The organism is Stenotrophomonas maltophilia (assembly GCF_006970445.1).
Taxonomy (GTDB): domain Bacteria; phylum Pseudomonadota; class Gammaproteobacteria; order Xanthomonadales; family Xanthomonadaceae; genus Stenotrophomonas; species Stenotrophomonas maltophilia_AU.
Genome location: NZ_CP033877.1, coordinates 3,971,820 through 3,994,174 on the forward strand (window position 1 = coordinate 3,971,820; position 22,355 = coordinate 3,994,174).

Consider the following 22,355-nt stretch of genomic DNA (forward strand, 5'->3'; position numbering starts at 1 on the left):
GTAGCAGCGCGGCAGGCTCAATCCTTCTTGAAGACCGTGCGCTTGCCGATCGGGCTGCCCTTGCGCGCCGTCGGTCGCGCCAGCCCGGGAATCAGGAAGTCGGTGACCTTGTGGCCCTTCTGGACCTTGGAGGCCAGCCAGCGCGGCATCCGCCCGCGGCCAGACCAGGTCAGCCGCTTGTATTCCGGGTCGCGGTACTTGGCCGCCACCTTGCCGGTTCTGCGCCGCGCGGGTTTGCGGTTGGATGTGGCCACCTCGCTGGCCTCTCCACCGAAGAGTTCTTCGAGGGTGTAGCCGGCTTCGGCAGCGGCGGCCTTCAGCATCCGCCGCACCGCATTGGCCGGACGGCGGCTGGAAATGAGCTGTTTCCGCTGTTCAGCGGCAACCACCAAGGCGCCCAGCTCTCGAAGGCTGAGCGATTCAATATCGATCGTCATGCGGGAAAGGTCCACTGCGGCGCGGCGGCTGTCAAGGCGGATGGCAACCGCGTAGACACGGGCTTCACCGCCGGTGGGCTCCGATCGCCTGCGTCGGCCATCCCCGAGGACATCCCTTTGAGCACTTCATCGCATTCGCTCGCCTACCTGCTTGCACGCATCCTGCTGATGGCGCTGTTCCTGGTCTCCGGGCTGGGCAAGCTCGGCGATCTCAGCGGCACCCAGGGCTACATGGAAGCGATGGGCGTGCCCGGCATCCTGCTATGGCCGACCATCGTCTTCGAGATCGGCAGTGGCCTGTGCATCCTGCTCGGCTTCCAGACCCGGCTGGTGTCGATCGTGCTGGTGGGATTCAGCCTCGTCACCGCTTTCATCTTCCACCACAACTTCGCCGATCAGACCCAGCAGATCATGTTCCTGAAGAACCTGGGGCTGGCGGGTGGGTTCCTGCTGCTGGCCTGCACCGGGGCTGGACGCTACAGCGTTGATGGGCGCGGTCGGCGCGGGTAAGCCTCGATCCGTAGTGTGCACGCGCTAGCGGCGAAGTTCGGCCTCTGGCGCCAGCGTGTGGATCACCTTGCCCTGCGCATCCAGAAACTCGATCGCACCATAGCCTTCCGCAGTGACGGTCAGCCGCAACCGCGTACGGTCGGCCTTGTCATTCAACGCAATGGCCGGCGTGCCGTCAGAGCCGACCACCAGGCCGATTCGGGTCGGTGCCTGCACGCCGGGAATCAGCTTGTTGCCCAGTGCAGGCTCGCGGATCAGCTTTGGCGCCTGGTTGATCGAAAAACTCACCGCCCCATCCGGCGAGACCCGCCAGCCGATCGCATCCATCGCCGGATGATCCAGTGCCAGCACCGCCATCCCACCGTCAACATCGGCAGTACCGAAACCACCGCGCTCGCTGCCCTTATCGTCATACAGCACCATGCCGGCCACGTTGAAGGCCCGCTTGTACTGCAGGCCATCGATGATCGGCGCCGGCGTCTTGCCGGAGAGCGTCATGCGGATCACGCCCGTGTCATCGACGATGTCGATGCGCCGTGCAGTGATCCGCTCATGGTCCGGTGTCTGCACGCGCGTCTGCGGTGCCTTGTCGACAATCAGGCGTTTCAAGGTTTCAACAGACGGGCGCTTGGGCGATTCGCCAGCGTCGGACGCGAATGCCGGAACGCATTGCAATGCAGCCAGAACGAAGAACGTACAAGTACTGCGCATCATGCGGTCTCCTGTCGGGATCGGAATCAACATCTGCACGCCCAGCATACCTGTGGTCGACGTCCCCCTCGCGGTGACACGGGCGTGCTGGCGATGGATCGACACCATGCCGTCAACCACGCCCCCCCGCGGTCTGTATTCACTCCTGCGCACGCCGCCGGATACGGAAATGATCCCGGCAAGCGGACGGGGACATGCTGATAACGCCCTGGAACGCCGTGCGGAAGGCGCTCAGTCCTCGTATCCCAACTCTCACTCGGGCGGCGTTGGATTACTTGTCCCACTGCGACGTGAGCCCTCCCATCTCTGGAACCAGGTCAGTCCCTACGCAGCTTCAACATACGGCGCTACTGCAACGGCCAGCACGTCGATTCCCCACATCGACCCGGCGACGTCGTCTGGCCCGCTCTTCTTGAAGCGCGACCAATTCGCCCTCGCCAGCTTCCCCACCAGCAGTTGATCTGCCGGCAGGCGATGCATCGCCCAATAGGGAAACTGCCGCGAAGACACGCGACCTCGCGCCAGCTCAACGATGTCGGTGTGACTCGTCGACTGCATCACACGCTCGTAGACACTCGCAACGCCGTCTTCAGGCCCTTCGAAGTACTGCACGAAGCGATCACCGTCGTGCAGCAGGACACCTGTAACCCCGGCCATCCCGTTGAACCTGGCGGCGTCCGCAACGAGCGACTCCAAACGCTCCGCGGAAAGATCCGCGGCAACCTGACTTGCGTAGACAACAGCCCGAAGGGGCATGGATTCTGCCTTGAAGGATGTGCCGGCTCGGCACCTGCCCATACCCTAGCACCGGGAACAAGCCCGCACCGTCACTCGCATTCTTAACTCTTCAGAATTCGACCGAACCACCTCTGTGCCAGATGGCCCGCAAAACAGCATGATGGGCGCCCTACGGATTCAGGGATCTCGTTTATCTTCATGCGTGACATCGGACAGTTCTACGTAATCAGCGTCGAGGGAGTGACGCGGGCAGACGGCACCCTGCTGCAGGTCACCCGAATCGATTGCTCCTGCATCAAGTGTTCCTGGCAGTTCAGGGCCATTCCCAACCATGGCCTGGTCGATCTCGACGGTGCGGCGGCCCTCAGCTGCCCAACCTGCGGCAATCACCAATCAGTCAGCCGCGCACGGCTTGAAGAGCTCAACCGACGCAACGACGAATAGCCTGCACTTCAACCATCCATCAACGCGGCACCGACACGACCGATACCTGGTTGGCTCTATCGTTCGTCAACAGGCACCATCCCGGCATTCCCATGAGTCATACCGGCATTTTTCAGATCACCGATCTCACTTACACGGCTGGAGAGCAGGGTACGCTGGCCCGCGCACTGCAGATCGTCGCCACCTGCACCGCCTGTGGATCAACGAGCGTGTGGGATGAGCATGAGATGGAGCACGTTGCCGGTGGAACCGTGCTCTCGTGCCGTAGCTGTGGTGTCCGCCAGGCCATCAGCAACGCGCGCCTTTCTGGCTGCGCATCCGACATCCGCCATCCGCGACGCTGATTGACGCGCAGTTCGTACTGCGTAAGCGCCGGCAGGAGCAGTCGTTCACTCGGCTTTTACAACGCGTCGCCGCTTCAGGCCAGGAAGCCCCGGGCGCATCTACCTGCATCCAAGGGCCGCGCCAGCGCGTATGTAGGATGCCCGCGCCTTGCGGGCATCCCACAGAGGAACGCGCCGTGAAAGCTCTTCAGCGGATAGCCGCCACAGTAAGCTTCGCCGTACTCGTCTCAGCCACTTCAATGAGCTTCGCCGCCAGTACCGTGATGGTCGGCGGAGCGGAAATGTATCCCACCAGGACCATCGTCCAGAACGCCATCAACTCCAAGGACCACACGACCCTGGTCGCTGCGGTCAAGGCGGCGGGCCTGGTCGATACGCTCAATGGAGCCGGCCCCTTCACCGTTTTCGCGCCCACCAATGCAGCCTTCAGCAAGCTGCCCGCAGGTACGGTCGATACGCTGGTGAAGCCTGAAAACAAGGCACAACTGACCAAAATCCTGACCTACCACGTAGTGCCGGGCAACTACAGTTCCGCGCAGCTGATGGCCGATGCCACGAAGCACGGCGGCAAGGCCATGCTGAAGACCGTTGAAGGTGAATCCCTCACCGTCGCTCTGCATGACGGCAAGCTGTGGGTCATCGATGCCAAGGGTGGCAAGGCTGGAATCAGCATTGCTGATGTCGGCCAGTCCAACGGCGTGATCCACGTGATCGATACCGTGTTGATGCCGAAGTAATTGCATGCAGCAGGACGCCCACATGAGCGGCAGTCGCGTAGCGGCTGCCGCTGTCGCCCTCCTTGAACCAGAATCGCGGCTGCGGGGCAGATGACACGCCATCACATCGCTCCTGAAGCGCCCGACAGTCTTGATATCCCTCATGCATCAGAAGCAAACCCTGGAATCCGGGTGATTACCTGGACGTCGCAGATCTCGCATTCGGTTTGGTCCATGGGCTCCCAATGGTCGCTCGCCAACTCAAACAAGGCATCCGGCACGTCCATGGAAAACGTTGGGCCTTACTCCCGATTGCGCTGGCGGACGCGATCACGACGAACGTCACGTGGGGCATCCAGGAGATACACGGCCAGATCGTGGCCCGCCTCCCTGACCTGCGCGTAGAAGCTCTCGCGGCTGGCTCTCTCCACCAGGCCCAGCTCGAGTACAACGTCGCGACCCGTATCGAGCACTTCGCAGGCTGTGATCCATATCTGCGCCATGCAACGCGCCTTCCTTGCGGCATACCATTCCATCAGGTTGGCGGCGGGACGGTCCGGGCTGTACAGCCGTACGAACCACGCGTCCAGAATGAATCCTGCCGCCGTATGCAGACTTCGCAACTCGGCAACAAACGTGGATTTGCCCGCACCGACGGGCCCTTCGACCAGGTGAATCGTTGCCATAGTGGTTGAGCCATCCTTCATTGCATTCAGAGACAGACCGGCCATCAGAGACCAATCGCTGTTTCGGAGGTGATAGCAGAGGCGAGGGGTATGACCATGGACATCCGTGACACTGACGATCAGGCTCACCTGGACCGCTGGCAACCCCGCGCTCCTGCCCCACGTGAATTCTGCCCGCGGCACAAAAAAAGAGCACCTGGGCGGAACCCAAGTGCCATTCCTGCGGTGGCCCACCAGCAACCGCAATACACAATCAAGTTACTGATTTAATTGATTTTAATCAGATGTCACAACCACTTTGACTCGCAAATCGACTCACTACTGGGGCCCCTACCTCTAGGTCCTTGGCCGGAAGACATCCTGCAAGCCAGCCCGTGGGATGGGAGGACTGTCCTGGCGCGTGTAGCCAGGGGCAACCGCGCTTAACAAGAAGGGCCGTCAGAGCAACGCCCTGACGACCCATTGAGGGACATGGGTTCCAACCGCGCCGTTGGCGTATTTGCGCCCGTTGCTAAATCGCGGGCCGAAGCTGCATTCCAATGCTAGGCACAGGTGCCTGAGGGGGCGCATTGGTCCGTCCGGTGGACGCGTTGCTGGTGGCAAATGTTCTGGTCCGCTTGCCGGCTTGGAAGCGCAGATACAGGTCGACCTTGGTCAGGTAACGCATTGCTTCTTCCAAAAATGACCATTTCACATCATCCCTGCGGTTAACCATGCCGATGCCGCAACGCTCGTAATCCTCCTTGCACTTGTTGCAGTTGAAATACATCCCCTTGCCTTCGGTGACCTCGTTCTTCCAGTACTTGCCGAGGACATCTGCCAGGACGATATCTTTGGCTACCCGCTGGCCGTCGAAGAAGATGGCGACGTGGAAGTGATAGCCCTTCTCGAAGCCATACTCCATCTTCCACATGTACCCGGCGAGGTGCTTGCCGTACGGCCCCTTGCGGAGATACTTGAGAAGCTTATCGCGATGAGCCTTCGCCTCATCCAGAGTCATTACTTGACCCCGGAAACCCACACCTGGGCAATAGGTGGAGAAGTACTCGAAGTCCACCCTTAGCACCAGCAGCTTTGAGTAGCGACGCCGCAACCCGTCAAGCAAAGTCTCGCAGGCCGTTGAGTTCGACCTCTCGCTGCGCTTCATATCCTTCAGGTGCGTGCGCAGCTCCTTTCCTTTGCCACATGCACGAGCCTCTGCAATTGCAGCATTCAGCGCTGCAATGTCCTCAGGCCAAAGCCGCTGCCCAACTAGATGGATCTCACCAAAAACCTGCTTGAAAAGCGTAAAAAGCGGGCTGTGCCGATGCTGTGGGAACTGCTCGTCGATCATTTTCAGATCCGACTTCAGGCAAAGGACAAGCGCATCACCAATTCTCGTCCGCTCCACAAAATCGTTGCCTGCGCGCCTGTAGCAACGGAAGACTGGGCCCTTACTGCTGATGAGCTTGCCCATCATGTCAACAATCCGCTTCACTTCGAATACGGCGTCCAGCTGGTGAGTGATGTGCCTAGTTCCATCCTCTCCCCAGACGTACGCACGCTGGTGCATTAGACCACTAGCACTTTTCATAGTGACACCCGCTCTACTCAAATAGAACAACCCACATATAACAACATTCATTCCTACCACTATGCGCCAGCCGTTTGGCAGTTCCTCCCTGGGAAAGCGGCACTACTGGGGGTGAAATGGACGGGAGAGCTGGCCCCGTCCATGAAAACTTAGCGCTCGTCCGGCGCCCCCTCCCTTGCCTGCATCAGGCCGACCACGAAGCTCTCGATCTCGTGCTCAATGAACGCTACGGTAGAGCCGAGACGAACAGGTTTAGGGAATGCCGGCAAGTAGCTCGGCGAGCGCTTATTGAGGTATGCGTAAAGGGTTGACCTCGCGACGCCCAGCCGCGCCTGAACCTCGGCGAGGCGAAGCATTCGAATGTGGGGAAAGGCGCCGTTGTCCATTTCATTCTTGCCCGATGGGAGTGGAGCGAGCGTACGGATCTGTTGCCAGCGCCTGCCAGCCTCTGCATGTTCCACTCAGATCCGTGGTCGGTAAGTTACTGAAAAATAAGGAGTCGACTTGGAGGGGGGATGCAACTTTTTTTTGGGGGGGATCCAACTTTCTGGGTTGCGGGGCCCGTATCGGCGCCCCGCATAGCACTCATTCGATGGGGGACCGCACCAGCAGAGCAGTCAGAAAGACGACCGCGAATGCGGCCAAGTACTCGAGGGGGGAATTGGATCGTTCGATGAACACGATAGGCTCCTAGTCAGTAGGGAACCGGCATTGCGCCGGCATAGTAGAGAGGCTGCTACCCCTCCCTATCGTGTTATGGGTCTGAAATGCGGTTGATTGATCGCTGGGGTTACCGTGTAGCTCTTTCTATGGCACGGTGCTGCCAGGCACACAGGCTGGGATCGAGATGGATAGCCCGGAATCCAACGTCTCCCTACAGGACGAGATCAAAGCTCTTCGCCAGCAGCTGGCGGTCATCCGTTTCGACATTCGCGGGAAAGACTGGCTCACCGTTGACGAGGCGGCCCATTACTGCGGGGTGTCATCCCGTCAGTTCCGAAGGAACGCCCCTGATCTCGGCCTTGTGCCCAGAAACTTCATGGGCAAGCAGCTCTATGAGAAGAATGAGCTGTATAAGTCCATCCAAAACGCGAGCGACTGGACTACGCGCGGACATGTCGGCTCGAACACTCCAGCGATGGTGCCGAGTTCTGCTGGGGTGGCGGAGGCTCTTGCTCGCCTGAGGCGATACGACCAGCGAAGGGGGAAGGGGTAATGGTTCCGGCTGACAAGCTAATGACGCTCGCTCAGGCTGCGGAGCTTTGTGCCTGCCACCCTCGAACCCTTCGCAGGGCGATCAACGATGGACAGCTCACTGCGATGCGTCTGGGGCAAAGCGCGAAGTCTGATCGTATCCATGCTGCCGATCTAGAGGCTTGGTGGCAGCGATCTCGGTATATGCCCCCACCCACAACAGTCTTCCCGAAAACCTCTCCCACAGGCTCGCTCCTATCTGATGCTGATGAGCGACTCGAAAGACTGCTGGCGACGAACAGAACCAAAGCGGCCAAGAAGCCGCGACATAGGCGAATAGCTCAATAACAGAGGTCCGGACTGGCCCTGGCGGCAGGTTCCTTGGCCCTCATGCACCAGACTCGGGTGTCGCGACCTCCGCACAGAACCTGTCAATGTCTGCCTTCACCCAAACCGACCTAGCACCGATCTTGCGCGGGGCAGGGAAGGATCCCAGCGCCATCCGGCGGTAGATGGTCGCGCGACTCAAGCTCGTCCTGGCCATCACTACCTCAATGTTCTGGAGGTCCGCCTGCAGGTTCAATATTCTCGCTTGCTTCCCAGCCATAGCCTCCACCTGTTACAAGCCCATACGGCCAAATCCGAGTCTAGTCCCGGCTCTGAACACTCTTCGCCTTCATCCATGCCTTTGTCGGGCCTTTTACTCTGGGCTTGATCTCGGCTGGAACTCTGCGCGGATCGAGCGCTTCCTTGATCCGCGCCATCTCTAAGGCCCCGGCTTCAGCCAAGCGCCGGGCCTGCTGTTGTTCGCGAGTCGGCTGCAGGCCCAGCAATGGACCGCGCGGGACGACCTGCGTGGTATCCAGCAATCGGGCCACGGCCGCGCGCAGGCGCATCTCTGGGTAGAGCCTGGCCGCGCACCAGCGCTCGGCGTAGCGCTTGCCCTGGGCGATGCTGGCGGCCCGCACGTCCTTGGTATCCCACATCTTCCGAGCGTTCAGTCGGACGCGCACGCTGCCATCTTTGGCTGCCGAGACGTTGACGATCTGCCTGCCGTTCCACCACAGCACCCATGTGTCGCCCAACTGGACCCAGCCAGAGGGGATCGGGGCGGTGCGGAAGCCTTGGTAGCCGTGCGAAGGAAACATGATCGGAAGGATACGGCCGGCGGTCGCAGATCCTGCGAACGGGATCGCGACCTGACTGAACTGTTCGGAATAGTGCCGGCGCGGCGCAGGCGCCACAAGGGGCGAGCTGCCTGCGGGCACGGATCCAGATGAATTGGCATGCCAGCCCAACAGCCACCGTCGAATGATGCTCCAGTGACCAAGGGAAAACCCCGACCAGGTGTCGGGAATAATCCGATACCAAACCATCCTCCCTTGACAAAGAATCACAGTCAACGCAAGGAGAAGGCATGGAACTCGTACTCAGCTGCCCATACTGCTTCAGAGAATCACAGCTCGGGATTAGGGTCTGTCAAGGCTGCCGAGCGGAGGTCCACTATGGCGCCCCCAAGGAAGCTCGCCAGGCTGCGATGCTGGCCGCCATAATCTCTGGACTCTATCTAGCTGTTACCTTCAACGTCTACGTCGGCGCAGCAGCGTTCGCTATCGTCGTATTTGGCCTAGCGAAGCTCATCAAAGAAAAGTACAAGGATCGCGTCGTTTTCAAAAGAGTATTTAACACTCATCACTGAACGGCAATCTGTGCCTTTCGTGCGCCCGAGCAGCAAGCGGCCACCTGCCCGAATCGCTCTGCGAAGGAATTGTAAAGCCCTGCATCGTCGATTTGACGAAATCGTCAATTCGCATACATTGCGGGTTGTGATGTCGCTTAGGCCGCCTCTGCAAAGGGCTGAACCAACGTCACCAGCATTTCCATTGCCGTCACCGGCGGATACTCCCCGACCGTTCGCTGCACGAACGAGGTCCAGTCCGCCCGGATCAATTGCAGCAGTTCGTCGGGTGACACCGGCAAGACGCGCATCGGCCAATACGGTAGCCTGCGCTGCCCCACCCTCCCCCTGGCCAGTTCCATCAACTCGGCATGGCTTGAGGCGCCTGCAGCTCTGGAGAACGCAACATCCAGACCATCCGGCGGCCCTTCCATGTACGCCAGAAATCGCCTGCCGTCGTACAGGGTTACACCGCTGACACCCGCGCTTCTGTTGAATCGAGCCGCGTCCGCCATGATCGCGGCCAAATGCTCCGCATCGAGGTGGGGTGCGACCACACTTACGAAAACGACGGCCCTGTTGGGCATGGCACTCTCCGGGCTCCTCGGGGAGACCGAGCGTAGAGCCGACTCCGTAAGCAGCGCGTCGAGAAGGCCGGATCGACGTCACAATTTGGCTCTACACACCCTGGGCACGGCCGGCAGGGCTAGCCTCCAGCCATGTGCGGCTTAGCTGGTCAGCACCACTCTGGTTCAGATCAACCCTAGGTCCTTCACCACCGCCTGCCCCTTCTGCAGGAACCCGGCCAGCAGCCTGCCGCCAGCCACCTTTCTTCCCACCTGCTGATTGAGGTAGCTAGCCTGCAGGCGCGCATGGGCCAACAGATCCGTCTGGGCCATGCTCGGCGTCACAGCTTGGAGAGGCTCGCCTGGCGACGCCAACTGGCCGCCGATAGGCTGGACTCGGGTCGGATGCTGACTGTCGTTCTTGGCATACGCCGTAGCCATCATTCGACCGTTCTTCGGCGACCAGCCAGCCAGCACCAACTCAGTACCGAGCTGATCGAGCGGCAGGCCGGCCTCCGCCGCTGCCCTCTCATAGTTCGGCCATAGCTGGTCCACAACCAACCCCAGCTCAACCGATAGCTGCTCCATCGTGAAGTCCGCGCGGAAGCTTGCCTGCAGCGCCAGCTCGTAGATGCGAAGGAAGAACTGGGTGGAACCGCGAGTGGCCAGCACCAGATTGTGTTGAGGGATCAACAGCAGCTTGGCCCCCGCCGAATGCGCACCTGTTCGGGCGTCCTCCGCCAAGGTGTCCACTGCGACGACCAGATGATCAGGAGTGAGCAGAACGTTGAGGATGCTCATAGCGGACTCATCGACAGGTCCGCAGAATATCGCCTCCCCACTCATGCCTGTCGAGACCGGCCAACCGTCAGACCGTTTCGATGCCTTCCCATGACTCCTAATGCAAAGGAGCGAGATCAGGGGTGTAATAATCTTGGAAATCTGAGAGCTTCATTGCTTTCGCTATCTGTCCCAACAATGCAGTTTCGCTAGCTGCTTTTACCGGCCTTTGCCGGTCGTCGACGATATACAGAATGTCCAGCGCTGTTTCTACGTCTCGCTGCACCAGAATTGCCTTTCTCATGCGAGAGCTCGTAGCACGTGCATCGGCCGGAATAGCATCAACGAGATGACGCCCCCACTTAAACATGAAGTCTACATTCTCACCGTTCGACAAGCGCACGACGGGGTATCGCTCGATAGCCACGTCGGGCGCCTTTCCTCTCATAAGCCGTTCGACTTCCTCCGCCAGCGTCTGATCCGCGTCGCGAGCGTCAAAATGCTCCTCCTGCCAAGCAACAATTTTCGAGAAAAGCTGGATGATTGCTCGGCCGAGCGTCTGCCCATCATCATTGGGGATTGAGCCCACAATGCATCCTGCTTGATCAATGTCGAAACCAAAGCCCTTCGCAATCTGCGCTATACCACGCACGGATCGATTGTCATCCAGTCGGAAGCCCAGTCCACGGAGATGGAAAAGAGTCAGGCCGTCGTCCGTGAAATGTGTCATGCCTCGGGACTGAGTTAGATAGAAGTCCAATGGCGATCCGCCCGGCAACACAATAGGCGTGCTGACATATAGAGCATCATGCTGCTCAAGGTATTGGCAGCGCCAACCCAACATCCGCATTAGATCCTGGCAGTTGAGCATGTTCATGGATCGCTAAAGAGATCGCCGACAAAAGGAGGCTTTAGTGGGTACGCGTCGCTATCGTACACCCGCGCGTGTCTCTGAAATCGCTCGATCCATCCTCTAACAGAGCTTACATCCAAGCTCGATTTTACCCCTCTCGCTCGATGCGAGAGCCCAAATTCTCGCTCGTCACCGAGTTGGATATGACTTCCATAGATCTCCAAGCCTGGCTCGACATGAGAACGCCTATGGCTGGGCATGACCTCCAGGGCAAAGACGCGCAGCCGCCGCCCTCCATTTAGCTGCATCAGACTGTATTTTTGGTATGGGCCGTAGGATCGATATTGGACCTCACCCAAAAACTCCAGGCCCGGGATCACTATCCGACTACGGTCCAAGACTGCGGAACGAGCCGCAAGCGCGCCGGCATGGTCATCGCGAGCGTCCCAAACGATCTCCTCACCAACGTACTTTGCCCGTCCACAGATTTCGCGGCACTGCTGCATCCAGTCCATGACGCTCCTCAGTAAGGCCCAAACGATCCTCTAAGACGGTTGGAGGCCCCCTGTCGCCCCCCCCTACCCTGGTCAGATGCTAACTCTCTGAAGCCCGTTCTTCCAACGCCGCCGCCCCCGACTACCCGATCCGCCCGTGCCATGGACATACCACGGGATCAAGAAGCCGCTGCATTGCGTTCGTCATGCTTGGCAGATGCGGTCGCAATGCGGACGCATGGTGATGCTGATAGGCTGCCCCGGAACGCCAAGGATCCGGCCATGCTTAGACTGTCGCTCGTCGTCCTACCCACCCTCGCACTCCTTGGGGCCTGCGCCAAACCTCCAGAGACTTGGACGGCCTTCGTCTACCCTCCCGGGAGATCCTTGGCTGCTGAAGACGCCTCCAGGGCGATCTACGGCCACTACGAGTCATTCGAACAATGCCAAAGCGCCTCCATTAGCGCACTCAGGCAATCGGCCGCTGAAAACCCATCCGACGACCTCGGGAGCTATGAGTGCGGCGTTGGCTGCCGTTACGAGAAGGAGTGGGACATGTACGTCTGCAAGGAGACCCGGAAGTAAGGCTAGTGCAGTGGGAAAATGTCCTGGATCGAATGGAACATATCCACCCCGGCGATCCACCGTCCATTGCTGAAGTAGCTGACCAACCCGCATTGGCAGTTGCCACCGCTCAGGACGGGGCATCGCCCGTCATGTAGGTCGTACGCCCTCCAAGGCGCGCCAATTGCAGCGGTAGCCACTTGCATCCGGCCTTCGAAATCCTCAGGCAGGCATTGTCGTTCGGCAGCGAAGACTTCGTAGGTCACACCGTCCCAGGACTCGACAGCTCCATCTACTTCTACAGTAGAAATCGAGGTCCGATCCTCAACCATGACTGCCGTCCTCCTCGGATGGTGCAGGGGAGACAAAGTGGACCGTGATCCCTTGGACGGGTGCCGAGTCAGGGTCTACGCCAACCGATTGGACCGGCTTGCCATAGCCACGATCCAGCAATGCCTCGCTGGCCGCCTTGGCGAGAGCAGCGTTATCGCCCCGCATGATGGTCACCAGCTTCTCAATGGCCTCTTGGCCGTACTCTCGCGCCAACTGCCGAACCTCGAAATCTACCTTGGGCCGGCCACTCGGGTTGCCCGACTGCCCTGGCTTAAATGCCATAGCTTTCACCTATTGTTTTCAGTTGTTACCAGTGCAAGTCCGTGCCTACGGAATGCCCTGTCCGCAGCGCCCAGACCCACCTCCGCCACGTGTCGCCGTAGGAAGCTCGCGGCGACCTCGGTAACGTCCAAGCCGCCAAGGTAGACACGCTGACCTGTGTTAGCTCGAAGCATCACTGCAGCGATGCCCTTCACTGCTGAGGGCGATAAGGAAGGAGTCATGGCTCGTCTCCTAAGCCTTCTTGGTCGTGATGAACCCGCGCTTGTAGTCCACGGGGTTACTGCCTGCGAATCGGCCGCCTACGATGCCTGGCATGCCGCCTCCAGTTGCTTGGCCGCTACCACCGCCTGAGCCGCCCCCAATGAAGCCGCCCACGTTGTTGCCCAGACCAAGGTTCGACCCGGTCGGAGCCGCTACCTGCTGGCCCCATACGCTCTGTGGGTTCCACTGGCCGATGCTTGCCATCCCATTGCCAAACTGGGTGTTGCCGAAGCTGCCCATAGAGCCAGCTCCTCCCGTGTAGCCGTACCAGCTGCCGCCAGGACGCTGGGCGCCTAGGCCCAGGTTCTGTGCTGTCATCTGCGAAGGCGTGGGCGCAGTGAATGCTCGGCTCGACGCGGGAGCACCCGGGATATCAACCTGCTCCATGACTGGGCCACCGATACCGTAGTCAGCCCCTCGGTTCACCCAGCCGGATAGACCCCGATCCACAAGCAACCCGGTGCCAGGGACAAACATGTTTGCGAGGAACTTGATGCCGGTGGCTATGGCGGCTCGCCCGCCGTTGCCCATGTAGTTTCCGCGAGCGTCAAAGACATTCCCTGGTACCGCCCCGTTAACAACGCGATTGCGCGCCCCCGCGAAGAAGGCTGGAACTCTAGAACCTGCCATTACTTACCCCTTGGGCACCTGCCGTGCCCATTCATTTTCTTAAGTGTTTGAGTAGCGGGGCCAGGTGTATCCTGACCCCACACCTCTCCGATGGACGGGAAATGGACGCTTGGAAAAAGACGAGCTATCCCCTGCCGCAGCCGCTGGAAAGCAACCGCGTTTCTGACGGACGGAAGGGCGGCCTGTACGGCCTTGCCTTTGCCGGCTTGCTGATCGCAGTCCCCGTTCTACTGGCGTGCTTGGTAGTGCTCGCCTTTACGGGCTTCGCTGTGGCCTCGTAGCCTCAAGCCGATCTGCAAACGCATCCAGATCCGGGTTGTCTTCCCGCTCTGCAATTTCCCGCAGCAAACGCGCTTGCGGTATCAGCTCACCAATTGGCTTCTCGCCGTTCTGCGCAACCCAGCGCACGAAGCCCGGGCTGGTCATAAGGCGGGCCAATCCATTCAAGCCACCCGCCAGCGCCATCGAGCCAGAGACAATCCCTGCGGCCAGCAGCGGGCTACCCGCCACCAATGCGCTACCGGCGCTGCTGGCAGTACCTGCCGACTGAGTTATCAGGGAGATCAGCCGAGCGGATCCCGAGGGATTGCGGAACACCGAGCTTCCCTGCCGAATTCGATCCGTCATCCTGGCGATCCTGTCCATGTCCTGCCGGAAGCCTAGGCCATGCCGGTCAAACAACACCCGCTTTGCCTCAGTGCTCATGTTCGCCCAGTTGGTGAGGAACGTCTCCATACTGAAGACGTCGCTGTCCGCATTCTGCTGACTGCCAGTGGCCCGGCCCATGCGGCGGATGAAGGACGCCGATACTTCACGCTGGGCGTCCTTGGGCAACGACTGCATCACCGCTCGCAACGTGGTCGCACCCTCTCGGGTGTTGCCAAACGCCGCCCTGTAAACAGCCTCCGGTCCGCCGCTCTTATCCACCACATGCGCCACGGTGTCGATTCGATTGCTACGCGCCGCGTAGTAGGCGTTTGCCCGACTCCAAGCCTGCCGCGCTTCGGGTGTCGTGGCGGCGGCCTCCATATCCTTCGTAAGTGCCCCATAGAGCGTTTTCCACTTGTCCCGGGGAACGCTGTCAGCCAAGGAGTAGTTATCGAGCTCCCGCCCAACCAGCGTGCGAAGCTTGGTAAGCGCCTGATACGGCAGTTGGTTGTCGGCCATTCCAGATACGGCGGTCACCACCTGCTCGTCGATCTGCTGAGGCGTCAGAACGGGAAGCGAGCCACGCATCCCCAGTGACTGAAGGCGCGCGTTCTCCGCAGCTGTCCGCTGCGCCTGCCCCTCAAGCTGCTGTTTCAGCTGCTCTGCTTGGCGCTGTACATCCGGACGCTGCAGTGCTGCCTCCATTCCGCCGACATCCTCGTCCAATGCACCGCCGATTCCTCGAATGCGAGCGTTCTGGAATAGGCGCGCAACGTTGGGGGCTCCTTCAATGGAGGCGTTCAGATCGGCAAGCGCCCTTTGCGTGTTCTCCACAGGCACCCGTGCATCCGGTGCAATTTGCTTCGAGACTCGAACGTAAAGCTCCTCCGCCCTTTTGGCCGTCTTGGGGACGAAGGCGGCAGCGCTCTTCCCCTCAATTCCTTCTAGGATGGTACGTCCTGCTTGCTCTGGACTCATGGCTCGGCCACGTGGAGAGAGTTCCGCCGCGTACTGACCAATCGCCGCGTTGGCGCTATCCGCCTGGTTGCGCGCAAGACGCGCAATCGGACCTGAGCCGCCAGCAACGTTGCCCAACATGGTTTCTGTAGCCTGGGCAAACCTCCCGCCCGTTGCCTGGCCCACACTCGGTGAAGTCCCTGCTGCCGCGAAATCGGAAATCGCCCGCTCCACGTCCTGCGCGGTCACGCGCTCACCCGAAGCATTGCGGCCTCTCAGTGCTCCACGGGTAGCATCTGCGACGGCCTGAGGAACAAAGCCGCTACGCATGCCAGGAAGCGCCGAAGCGACGCCTGGGGCGAAGCCACCAGCCAGCCCAGCGGCTACCTGTGCACCAGTACCACCACCCGCCTCACGAACGGCTGAGCTTGCACCTGTGCCTGCCACTGTGGCAGCGGTCTGCAGGACAGGATTTGCGGCAAAGAACTCGCCGGCAGTCTGGGCAAGCCCTCTGCCACCGCTAGCCGCAGAGCCTGCGCCCAAGGTGAGTGCGGTACCGGTCAGCCCTTCGCCAATGTCTGAAACAATGCGCTGCGCCTTCGTCTGGGGCCGCTGCATGCCCAACTCATCCGCAATCTGCTCGCCGACCTGGCGATACGGGGCAGTCGGAACGAAGCTGTCCCGCCCCGTAGCGATGTCCTCTTCCGTAGGTTCGTGCAGGCGGCGCCGAATCGGATCCACGACATAGTGATTGAAAGCGTCACCGCCAACGGCACCGAGAAGTCCGCCCGCGCCTTGAAGGACTTGGCGCCCGCCGTACTGGCCTAGCCACCGACCTAGGGCGTTGCCTGGTAACTCGGCGGTGCTATCCCAGCTGGACGCTACCTCGCTGAAATCGGGTTTGGCGGCCTGTACGGCAGGGAGCGTCACGATCTCATCGGGCTGGTCGAACTGGTCAAAGACGTTCTGCCCGGTCGAAGAAGCACCCGATGGGGCATCAAACTGATCAAATGGATTTCTTTCCATTGGCTACCTCAGGTATTCGTCTGCGCTAACGCCATACTTCTGTTCGAAGGCAGCACGCATGCTGGGGTTCTTCCTAAGGAAGTCCACCGCCGCTGCGGGAACTGCGGATGCCCCGCGTGGTGCCGCACCGTTGGTTGCAGTGGCCCTACCCACCACACGTTCCGGCGCGTAGTTGTACTCCCGTGCCAGCCCTGAGTACTGCTCTCTGTAGGCGTCGATCTGCGACTTTGCCTGGTCGTGCAGCCCCTTGGCGGAGTTAACAAAGCCAGTTCGCTGCTCTGGGTTCAGTCGTTGACCATCTCGGAGCCTGTTGTACTCGTTGCGGATGCGGTCCGGAACGCCAGCAGCGTTCTGAGCATTCGCGAACTCGCCCTCACGAACCACCGAAGTGGGATCAAGCATGCGCATGTAAGAAAAGATCAACGCAAGATCGTTCTGTGCAGATGGATTCCTCGCAGCCTGAGCGATCTGCTCGTAAGAGTTGACCACTGTCTGGGGGACCTTGGTCTGGGCGATGAACTCTTTCCGCAGCGCCTGCTCCGCCTGAGCCAGATCCCCTGGGGCAGGATTGTTCTTTCGGTCTGCGGGGCCGCCAGGGATAGCTTCTAGCTGTGAGCCATCGGCACTAAAGCGGTAGCCAGACGGAGCTTGGCGCTCCACCTGACGAGCCGAACGATCGGGTCTGAAGCCAATTTCCAGACCCGCAGTTCCCGGCTGCCTCGCCTGGCCTGCTTGCGCAAGCACCTTAGGGACATAGGCACGCGTCTCTGCAGGGGCGGATGCGAGCATGGCATCTACATTGCCGCCTGCGGTGCGCAGGGCGTTGTCGACGTTGCCCGGACCCCAGTTGTACGCAGCCAAAGCAGCACGCGGGTCTGCATACTGGCGAAGCATGGCCTGCAGGTAATCCTTTCCGACACGCTCCTGCTCTGCCGGTGACTGATCGCGGGCCGGAACAACGCCATAGCCCGGATCGCGCAGCGTGCCAGGCATAGTCTGCATGGTGCCTACCGCACCCTTGCTCGATACGGCAGCCGGATTGCCGCCCGACTCAACCTGCATCACTGCCTGTTCCAAACCCGGAATGAGGTCAGAACCCAGCAGCCCCGCGCTGGGCATCTGCAGCTGCGCTGCGTCAGGCGACAGAAGACCGGCACTCGGCAACTGCGGCGCAGCGGCTCCAGAGCCAAGTAGGCCTCCGCTGATGATGTTGCCTTGGAGATCCCGGTATTCCTGGGTATCGGTGTTGCGAATGACATCCAGCAGCCCCTCTTTCCCCGTCCTGGGATCGCGGTAGCCAATCTGGCCCGGCTCCCATTTCGCCTTCGGACTCACCTTCTGCCGGAACTCCTGGGCGCCTACGGGGTCGACACTTGCCCACTGACTCCATGAGCCCTCATTGAGCGATCCGTCTTGGTTCAGCACGCCTCGCTGAGCCTCTTCAATAGCCGCGTTCCGCTGCATGCCTTGGCGAGTCCGAGCGAGGATTTCGTCCTTGTAGCGGGCGTTCTCGGCATCGCTCACGCCTTGATTGACTGAGAGAAGTCCACCTTGGATGCCATTTGCCAATGCGGCGCCAAAGTTGCCTCCGGTCGGCCGGAGCATGGCAAGTCCAGCGGATAGCAGGCTCTGGCGAGCAACCGCGCCTTGGTCCTTCTCGGACAGACCCTGCCATCTCGGCGTGACCCTGCCGAAGAAATTGTGAATGTAGGAGTTCATTTGCTTCCTGTGCTTCTAGGGCGTCTCATGCGCCGGATGGGAGTGGGCGGCGCCACCACTCGATGACGCCGCCCAGGAGCCCGCCCTTGGGTAGTAGAGCCCCTACTACTTATGGCGTTTGGCAGGTGTAAATCGCTCCCGGGCAAATGCGCCCGGGACAAAGAACCCAGAGGAAAGGGCTGGGTTTACTGGCTACCCATTCGCCGTCATGTTCAAGATCCTCCCCACCCCCACATCCCATCCTGTACTCTCGCCGAGCTCCTCCAGCAGGGCATAGCTGGCCCGCTCGAGCCAGTCCCAGAGAATGGATTCGACGGTCGACACTTGCTTCCGATAGGTAGCCTCTCGAACTCCGAAACTGCGCGCGCCGTCCTTGTAGCTACGCCCGACGCCGAGAAGCTTGGCCGCCGCCGCCCTTGCCACTTCAGCTGTATGCCCCATCACGGTCAGATAGAGCTCGACCTTGGGCCAAAGCTCCATCCTCTGTGCTGCATAGACCATCAGCCATGCCTCAAGCGGGCCATCAAGTGACGCGTCGGACAATGCCAGCAGCACTGGCCGCACCGGCCTCACAGTCGGGATGACCAACGCTCCTGCAAAACTGTGGTTCTCCCAGCGCCGTACGCGTCGGACACGCGTAGCGCACGCGTCCGCACGCATGTTCGCTACTTGGTCGAAGTCCTCGGCTGCTTGCCGGTCCTCAGCCTTAAAGGTCCGTAGAGCAGCTGCTCTTGCCCGTGTACCTTTGGGCAGGTATCCGCGAGCGCCCTGAACTACGCGCCCCCTGGTGTGGATGGCTAGCCCCGCTGGATCAAGTGAGCCGTCTTCATCTGGAAGAACCTCCACCCAAGTCGCCTGTGCAGGCAGTGACATGCATGGCCCGCAACCGAAAGCAGCGGCAAGGGCCTTGGAAGCTCGATCCACATTAGTCGACCCCTCCACCCACGGCTTCGACAGCCCTGGAATTTCCGGGGCCTGTACCTGCTTTGGGCTGGCTTTGAACTGTGCTCGACCGTTCAAGGGGCGCCCTCCCTAGAGCAAGGCTTCAGAAGCACTGGAAGCGATGAAGAGCGCGCTCCGCTTGGTATATATCTAGAAGGGTGTACACATAGCGACCTCGAAGGGGTGTGGATAACCGCTTGACTGGCCCACATAGCGACCTCATAGGTCTGTATGTGGGCTAACTCTCTCCGCAGTTGGCCCACATAGCGACCTAATTGGCCCACATAGCGACTAGCCATCGCGCGGTGTCCTCCACAAATTGGGCGCAACGGTCGTAGCTGGCTCGAGGTGCTTGGGAGACTCATCGACCGGGTAGTAGGTCAGAGCGAAAAGGCTGCACATGTTCTTGCCTCCCTTTCTCGTCTCGATGATCCAGCCCGCAACGAGAAGCTCGAGCTTCGCCGCTTGAACTGTCGCCTTGCTTCTCCACCCCCTCAGGGAGAGCATCGACCACGGAATACTCAAATCGCCGTTCTTGCCTGGTCGGTACTGGCGGGCCAGCTCCAGCAAAAGCTTGACGGCATTCCCGGACAGGCGACCGAACTCCTCCGAATCCGAGATTCGGTGCTCAATCCGTAGAAATGGCGGCGTCTGACTTCGTCCAGTTAGCTTCTGGCGAAGCTTCTTGCTTGCTGGTTTGGGGGCCCGCCCAAATGATTGCCCCACCACGGACCGCATATCGCGATCCTCACTTGTGCTGTGCATACACCCCCCAAGGGCATAGGTATGAAGCCGATTAGGGCTTCTTGCGACGTGCCTTCGCGGCCCGCTTCCCGGGGAGGTGCGCCCAGGTCTGTCCGCTACGAACTTGGTTCACCGTGCGAAGGGATATCCCGAGTCGCTTGACCCAGACCTTTGCCGGAATGCTCCCCGCGCTATCGCGGATTGCGCTTGCCTGGTCGGGCGTCAATTTGCAGTACGGTGATCTGCAGCCATACAACGCCAAGTTCTTCCTTGCCTGCCTGGCGCGGTTCTCTTGGGGGGTTACCAAATCCAGGTTGGGCAGCGCGTTGTTACCTGCGTTGGAGTCGAGATGATCAATCTGCATGCCCTCGGGAATAGGTCCGTGAGCGGCTTCCCATACCAATCGGTGTGCGTACCAAGTGACGCGTGTATGGGCCGCCGTTTGGCGCCGTATCACCCTGACGTAGGTGTCCGAAGTCTGGATCCCTACCTCTGATCCATCCCGGTCAAAGATCCGTCCGGTAGAAAGACTGACAAGGAGGCCAGACGACGCGTGTGGAACAAGCTGACCAATAGTCTGCTCCGTCATAGCTGCCCCTCCTCCTGGTCCCCTGGGTCAATCCCCTGTCCCTTTGAGGCGTTCAACGCCTGCCAGGCCCGCTGGACCTCTTGCGGAACGTAGTACTCGATCACCTTGTACGGTCCGTGGTTGTCCTCGTGCATGGCGGGGTAAGCCTCAATGAGCCCACGCTCTACCAATTCCCTGACGGCGCGCCGCGTAGGGGCTGGGCGAGCGCAGCCAGCGGTCCACCCGGCGGCATCCAGAAGACCCGACTGCTCCCGGTTAAGACAGGAAAAATTGAACCCGTTCACGCTGCGACCCCCGTAGAGGCCGCAGCGAGGCGTGCGGGTAGTGTGTAAAGACTATCGAGGTAGACGAATCGACGCGTGCCGATGCTGACCGTCTCAAGAAGACCGGCCTTTGCCAGCTCATATGCCTTGGAGCGACCGATTCCTACCTTCGCGCATTCCGGGATGAAGGGCCGGAAGTCCCGATGTCCATACGTATCCATTGACTGCACCGTGTGGCCGCTGTGCGCGGCGGGTGAGTCGAAATTTATGGATGCGGGACCTAAGGGAACATGCCGTCAAATCTGCAATTTAAGAATTTGGCTCAGCTGAATCAGAATCAGGAATTCCGATTCTGATTCAGTGTCGTCGGCCTACGCCCTCTTCGAGACTGGAGCCAGCTTGGAGATAGCGGCCTCGTCCAAGTCCTCAGTGCTAAAGAAAACCGAGGTTAGCGCGAGCACCAGCGCTCTGTGCGGCGTACCAAACTCCCTCATGAATTTGCTAGTCACTCGCCGGATAAAGCGCAGCCTCCTTACGTTAGAGTCATTCGGCCTCTTTACCTCTGTCTCTAATTCGGCCAGGCGAAGCGCGCCATTGTGGATCGCGTCAAAGACGAGTCCTAGGTCCATCCTGATCCCGTGATAGATAGAGAACCGAATTCGGTTGAACGCGTCCTCTCTTTCATCTTCGTCAAGATCTTCGAAATCACTAGGATGGGCAGCTTGGTAGTTGATCGCGCTGTTGAGCGCAGCGAGATCCAGATCGGGCTGAAAGGGCCAATTCAGGCCACTTTTCTCGTCATAGAACGGTATGAGCAGCTCCCGGAGAGCCTCACAGTGGGCGACCATCCTTTTTGAGGCTTCCTGCCGCTGTTTGGATGTCATCTTTTCGAATGGCTCCAGTTCTGCGAGACCGTGCATCACTACACCGCCAACCCAGTCCTCCAGCGTCCCCGCCCAAATCCCGGGCCTCCGATCTTTTCCCTTCAGGGAATCCAGGCACAGCGCATACTCTGCAGATGCCGTCAGCTTCCGCCAAGCGGCTTCCGCCTCCTGACTCATGAAATATCGGGTCGTACTCATACGCTGCTCCGATGTGGTCTCAAGCCTGGGGCTTCCCGAGCTTCCGACATCCTACCTAGGGCCACTCAGGTGGGCGATAGTGTCGTTCACTAGATCGCGGGCCGCGCGTCTCGCCTGGGCCATTGATCTGAGCTCAGGGCGGTCGGCAGGTGGATTACGCAGCAGGTCTTCTGCAAGCCTCTCGAGACTCCGCCTTGCCTTTTCCCGCGCCCGCTTGGCAGTCTCCCGCTGTGCGCGCTTGAAGCGTCTATCCGCTGCCGCATCGCGCCGACGCTGCCGCTGTCGTCCCGCTATCAGCGCGACCTCAGGAAAGCCAAGAGGAAGCATTTCGTCAGTGTCGTCGTAAGCACTCGCATACCAGTGAATGCCTCGTCGCAGATTGTACGAAGCCTCTTCGAATAGGTGGCAACCCGCGCTAGGTCCCATCGGGTCCTCGACGGGCCGCCAACCGATCTCCTGTGCACGAGTGAGAAGCTGGTCGGCGCCCACCATTTCCGTCACGACTGCGCCTGTGTTGTCGTAGTGGCACAGGCAGAACCTGTCTCGACGGTGCACGGCCAGCCAGTCCATGCAAACGAGTTGATGAGAGAT

24 protein-coding genes are annotated in these 22,355 nt (G+C 60.2%); 7 read left to right on the plus strand and 17 right to left on the minus strand.

Annotated features, from left to right (window positions below; genetic code table 11):
- Window positions 1-17: 17 nt before the first annotated feature.
- A complete protein-coding gene (locus EGM71_RS18175; RefSeq protein WP_188489891.1) occupies window positions 18-437 on the minus strand; it encodes an H-NS family nucleoid-associated regulatory protein in 420 nt (139 codons plus the stop codon).
- A gap of 117 nt (window positions 438-554) precedes the next feature.
- Here EGM71_RS18175 and EGM71_RS18180 point away from each other — a divergent pair, with 117 nt between their 5' ends.
- Window positions 555-947, plus strand: a complete 393-nt coding sequence (locus tag EGM71_RS18180; protein ID WP_188486179.1) for a DoxX family protein — start codon at window positions 555-557, stop codon at window positions 945-947.
- Between the two features lie 24 nt (window positions 948-971).
- Here EGM71_RS18180 and EGM71_RS18185 read toward each other — a convergent pair whose 3' ends face one another.
- Both EGM71_RS18185 and EGM71_RS18190 read right to left on the minus strand, forming a co-directional pair.
- On the minus strand, window positions 972-1,766 hold the full coding sequence (locus EGM71_RS18185) for a hypothetical protein (RefSeq protein WP_223224496.1): 795 nt from the start codon (window positions 1,764-1,766) through the stop codon (window positions 972-974).
- A 216-nt stretch (window positions 1,767-1,982) separates the two neighbouring features.
- The gene (locus EGM71_RS18190) at window positions 1,983-2,414 is read right to left on the minus strand and encodes a BLUF domain-containing protein (RefSeq protein WP_188486181.1); all 432 of its coding nucleotides are present in this window, start codon (window positions 2,412-2,414) and stop codon (window positions 1,983-1,985) included.
- A gap of 180 nt (window positions 2,415-2,594) precedes the next feature.
- Here EGM71_RS18190 and EGM71_RS18195 point away from each other — a divergent pair, with 180 nt between their 5' ends.
- From EGM71_RS18195 to EGM71_RS18205, 3 genes are all read left to right on the plus strand, one after another.
- Window positions 2,595-2,840 carry a hypothetical protein gene (locus tag EGM71_RS18195; protein WP_030002866.1) on the plus strand — a complete coding sequence of 82 codons (246 nt, stop codon included), beginning with the start codon at window positions 2,595-2,597 and terminating at the stop codon, window positions 2,838-2,840.
- Between the two features lie 92 nt (window positions 2,841-2,932).
- Window positions 2,933-3,184, plus strand: coding sequence for a hypothetical protein (locus EGM71_RS18200; protein WP_188486183.1), 252 nt, complete (start codon window positions 2,933-2,935; stop codon window positions 3,182-3,184).
- A gap of 176 nt (window positions 3,185-3,360) precedes the next feature.
- Entirely contained in the window at window positions 3,361-3,921 is a 561-nt protein-coding gene (locus tag EGM71_RS18205; RefSeq protein ID WP_188486184.1) for a fasciclin domain-containing protein, read from the plus strand.
- Between the two features lie 281 nt (window positions 3,922-4,202).
- Here the strand turns inward: EGM71_RS18205 and EGM71_RS18210 are convergent, their stop codons facing one another.
- The 3 genes from EGM71_RS18210 to EGM71_RS18220 all read right to left on the minus strand — a co-directional run bounded on the left by EGM71_RS18210 (window position 4,203) and on the right by EGM71_RS18220 (window position 6,545).
- Window positions 4,203-4,715, minus strand: a complete 513-nt coding sequence (locus tag EGM71_RS18210) for an AAA family ATPase (protein WP_223224497.1) — start codon at window positions 4,713-4,715, stop codon at window positions 4,203-4,205.
- Window positions 4,716-5,097: 382 nt separating this feature from the next.
- On the minus strand, window positions 5,098-6,045 hold the full coding sequence (locus tag EGM71_RS18215; RefSeq protein WP_188486186.1) for a YagK/YfjJ domain-containing protein: 948 nt from the start codon (window positions 6,043-6,045) through the stop codon (window positions 5,098-5,100).
- 263 nt (window positions 6,046-6,308) lie between these two features.
- The gene (locus EGM71_RS18220) at window positions 6,309-6,545 is read right to left on the minus strand and encodes a helix-turn-helix transcriptional regulator (RefSeq protein ID WP_188486188.1); all 237 of its coding nucleotides are present in this window, start codon (window positions 6,543-6,545) and stop codon (window positions 6,309-6,311) included.
- Between the two features lie 461 nt (window positions 6,546-7,006).
- Here EGM71_RS18220 and EGM71_RS18225 point away from each other — a divergent pair, with 461 nt between their 5' ends.
- The gene (locus tag EGM71_RS18225) at window positions 7,007-7,375 is read left to right on the plus strand and encodes a hypothetical protein (protein ID WP_188486190.1); all 369 of its coding nucleotides are present in this window, start codon (window positions 7,007-7,009) and stop codon (window positions 7,373-7,375) included.
- Window positions 7,376-7,395: 20 nt separating this feature from the next.
- Window positions 7,396-7,701 (plus strand): helix-turn-helix domain-containing protein, encoded by a 306-nt coding sequence (locus tag EGM71_RS21000; protein ID WP_188489895.1) that lies wholly within the window; start codon window positions 7,396-7,398, stop codon window positions 7,699-7,701.
- 40 nt (window positions 7,702-7,741) lie between these two features.
- On the opposite strand, the gene EGM71_RS20970 is transcribed toward EGM71_RS21000, so the two are convergent.
- Together EGM71_RS20970 and EGM71_RS18240 are read right to left on the minus strand one after the other, a co-directional pair.
- Window positions 7,742-7,960, minus strand: a complete 219-nt coding sequence (locus tag EGM71_RS20970; RefSeq protein ID WP_188486192.1) for a helix-turn-helix transcriptional regulator — start codon at window positions 7,958-7,960, stop codon at window positions 7,742-7,744.
- A 40-nt stretch (window positions 7,961-8,000) separates the two neighbouring features.
- Window positions 8,001-8,501, minus strand: coding sequence for a hypothetical protein (locus EGM71_RS18240; protein WP_188489897.1), 501 nt, complete (start codon window positions 8,499-8,501; stop codon window positions 8,001-8,003).
- 269 nt (window positions 8,502-8,770) lie between these two features.
- On the opposite strand from EGM71_RS18240, the gene EGM71_RS18245 reads away from it, so the two are divergent.
- Entirely contained in the window at window positions 8,771-9,052 is a 282-nt protein-coding gene (locus EGM71_RS18245) for a hypothetical protein (RefSeq protein WP_188486194.1), read from the plus strand.
- Between the two features lie 137 nt (window positions 9,053-9,189).
- Here EGM71_RS18245 and EGM71_RS18250 read toward each other — a convergent pair whose 3' ends face one another.
- The 9 genes from EGM71_RS18250 to EGM71_RS18285 all read right to left on the minus strand — a co-directional run bounded on the left by EGM71_RS18250 (window position 9,190) and on the right by EGM71_RS18285 (window position 21,764).
- Complete coding sequence (locus EGM71_RS18250) at window positions 9,190-9,618, minus strand: BLUF domain-containing protein (protein WP_188486196.1); 429 nt, start codon at window positions 9,616-9,618, stop codon at window positions 9,190-9,192.
- 165 nt (window positions 9,619-9,783) lie between these two features.
- Window positions 9,784-10,398: a hypothetical protein gene (locus EGM71_RS18255; protein WP_188486198.1), complete on the minus strand. Its 615-nt coding sequence runs from the start codon at window positions 10,396-10,398 to the stop codon at window positions 9,784-9,786.
- Between the two features lie 97 nt (window positions 10,399-10,495).
- Window positions 10,496-11,254: a DUF1828 domain-containing protein gene (locus EGM71_RS18260; RefSeq protein ID WP_188486200.1), complete on the minus strand. Its 759-nt coding sequence runs from the start codon at window positions 11,252-11,254 to the stop codon at window positions 10,496-10,498.
- Between the two features lie 1,358 nt (window positions 11,255-12,612).
- Window positions 12,613-12,903 carry a DUF5681 domain-containing protein gene (locus EGM71_RS21005; RefSeq protein WP_223224498.1) on the minus strand — a complete coding sequence of 97 codons (291 nt, stop codon included), beginning with the start codon at window positions 12,901-12,903 and terminating at the stop codon, window positions 12,613-12,615.
- Between the two features lie 1,146 nt (window positions 12,904-14,049).
- The gene (locus EGM71_RS18265) at window positions 14,050-16,425 is read right to left on the minus strand and encodes a hypothetical protein (protein WP_188486202.1); all 2,376 of its coding nucleotides are present in this window, start codon (window positions 16,423-16,425) and stop codon (window positions 14,050-14,052) included.
- A 3-nt stretch (window positions 16,426-16,428) separates the two neighbouring features.
- The gene (locus EGM71_RS18270) at window positions 16,429-18,144 is read right to left on the minus strand and encodes a transglycosylase SLT domain-containing protein (protein WP_188486204.1); all 1,716 of its coding nucleotides are present in this window, start codon (window positions 18,142-18,144) and stop codon (window positions 16,429-16,431) included.
- Window positions 18,145-18,336: 192 nt separating this feature from the next.
- Window positions 18,337-18,699: a hypothetical protein gene (locus tag EGM71_RS18275; RefSeq protein WP_188486206.1), complete on the minus strand. Its 363-nt coding sequence runs from the start codon at window positions 18,697-18,699 to the stop codon at window positions 18,337-18,339.
- Window positions 18,700-19,882: 1,183 nt separating this feature from the next.
- Window positions 19,883-20,419 (minus strand): HNH endonuclease signature motif containing protein, encoded by a 537-nt coding sequence (locus EGM71_RS21010; protein ID WP_188486208.1) that lies wholly within the window; start codon window positions 20,417-20,419, stop codon window positions 19,883-19,885.
- A gap of 634 nt (window positions 20,420-21,053) precedes the next feature.
- Complete coding sequence (locus tag EGM71_RS18285) at window positions 21,054-21,764, minus strand: hypothetical protein (protein ID WP_188486210.1); 711 nt, start codon at window positions 21,762-21,764, stop codon at window positions 21,054-21,056.
- Window positions 21,765-22,355: the final 591 nt, after the last annotated feature.

Bases quoted from the DNA above. Each gene is read 5' to 3' on its own strand.
- EGM71_RS18250 (WP_188486196.1), bottom strand. From the start codon at position 9,618: ATGCCCAACAGGGCCGTCGTTTTCGTAAGTGTGGTCGCACCCCACCTC.
- EGM71_RS18175 (WP_188489891.1), bottom strand. From the start codon at position 437: ATGACGATCGATATTGAATCGCTCAGCCTTCGAGAGCTGGGCGCCTTG.
- EGM71_RS21010 (WP_188486208.1), bottom strand. From the start codon at position 20,419: ATGACGGAGCAGACTATTGGTCAGCTTGTTCCACACGCGTCGTCTGGC.
- EGM71_RS18200 (WP_188486183.1), top strand. From the start codon at position 2,933: ATGAGTCATACCGGCATTTTTCAGATCACCGATCTCACTTACACGGCT.
- EGM71_RS20970 (WP_188486192.1), bottom strand. From the start codon at position 7,960: ATGGCTGGGAAGCAAGCGAGAATATTGAACCTGCAGGCGGACCTCCAG.
- EGM71_RS18190 (WP_188486181.1), bottom strand. From the start codon at position 2,414: ATGCCCCTTCGGGCTGTTGTCTACGCAAGTCAGGTTGCCGCGGATCTT.
- EGM71_RS18260 (WP_188486200.1), bottom strand. From the start codon at position 11,254: ATGAACATGCTCAACTGCCAGGATCTAATGCGGATGTTGGGTTGGCGC.
- EGM71_RS18220 (WP_188486188.1), bottom strand. From the start codon at position 6,545: ATGGACAACGGCGCCTTTCCCCACATTCGAATGCTTCGCCTCGCCGAG.
- EGM71_RS18255 (WP_188486198.1), bottom strand. From the start codon at position 10,398: ATGAGCATCCTCAACGTTCTGCTCACTCCTGATCATCTGGTCGTCGCA.
- EGM71_RS18285 (WP_188486210.1), bottom strand. From the start codon at position 21,764: ATGAGTACGACCCGATATTTCATGAGTCAGGAGGCGGAAGCCGCTTGG.
- EGM71_RS18195 (WP_030002866.1), top strand. From the start codon at position 2,595: ATGCGTGACATCGGACAGTTCTACGTAATCAGCGTCGAGGGAGTGACG.
- EGM71_RS18215 (WP_188486186.1), bottom strand. From the start codon at position 6,045: ATGATGGGCAAGCTCATCAGCAGTAAGGGCCCAGTCTTCCGTTGCTAC.
- EGM71_RS21005 (WP_223224498.1), bottom strand. From the start codon at position 12,903: ATGGCATTTAAGCCAGGGCAGTCGGGCAACCCGAGTGGCCGGCCCAAG.
- EGM71_RS18225 (WP_188486190.1), top strand. From the start codon at position 7,007: ATGGATAGCCCGGAATCCAACGTCTCCCTACAGGACGAGATCAAAGCT.
- EGM71_RS21000 (WP_188489895.1), top strand. From the start codon at position 7,396: ATGACGCTCGCTCAGGCTGCGGAGCTTTGTGCCTGCCACCCTCGAACC.
- EGM71_RS18185 (WP_223224496.1), bottom strand. From the start codon at position 1,766: ATGGTGTCGATCCATCGCCAGCACGCCCGTGTCACCGCGAGGGGGACG.
- EGM71_RS18270 (WP_188486204.1), bottom strand. From the start codon at position 18,144: ATGAACTCCTACATTCACAATTTCTTCGGCAGGGTCACGCCGAGATGG.
- EGM71_RS18265 (WP_188486202.1), bottom strand. From the start codon at position 16,425: ATGGAAAGAAATCCATTTGATCAGTTTGATGCCCCATCGGGTGCTTCT.
- EGM71_RS18240 (WP_188489897.1), bottom strand. From the start codon at position 8,501: ATGTTTCCTTCGCACGGCTACCAAGGCTTCCGCACCGCCCCGATCCCC.
- EGM71_RS18245 (WP_188486194.1), top strand. From the start codon at position 8,771: ATGGAACTCGTACTCAGCTGCCCATACTGCTTCAGAGAATCACAGCTC.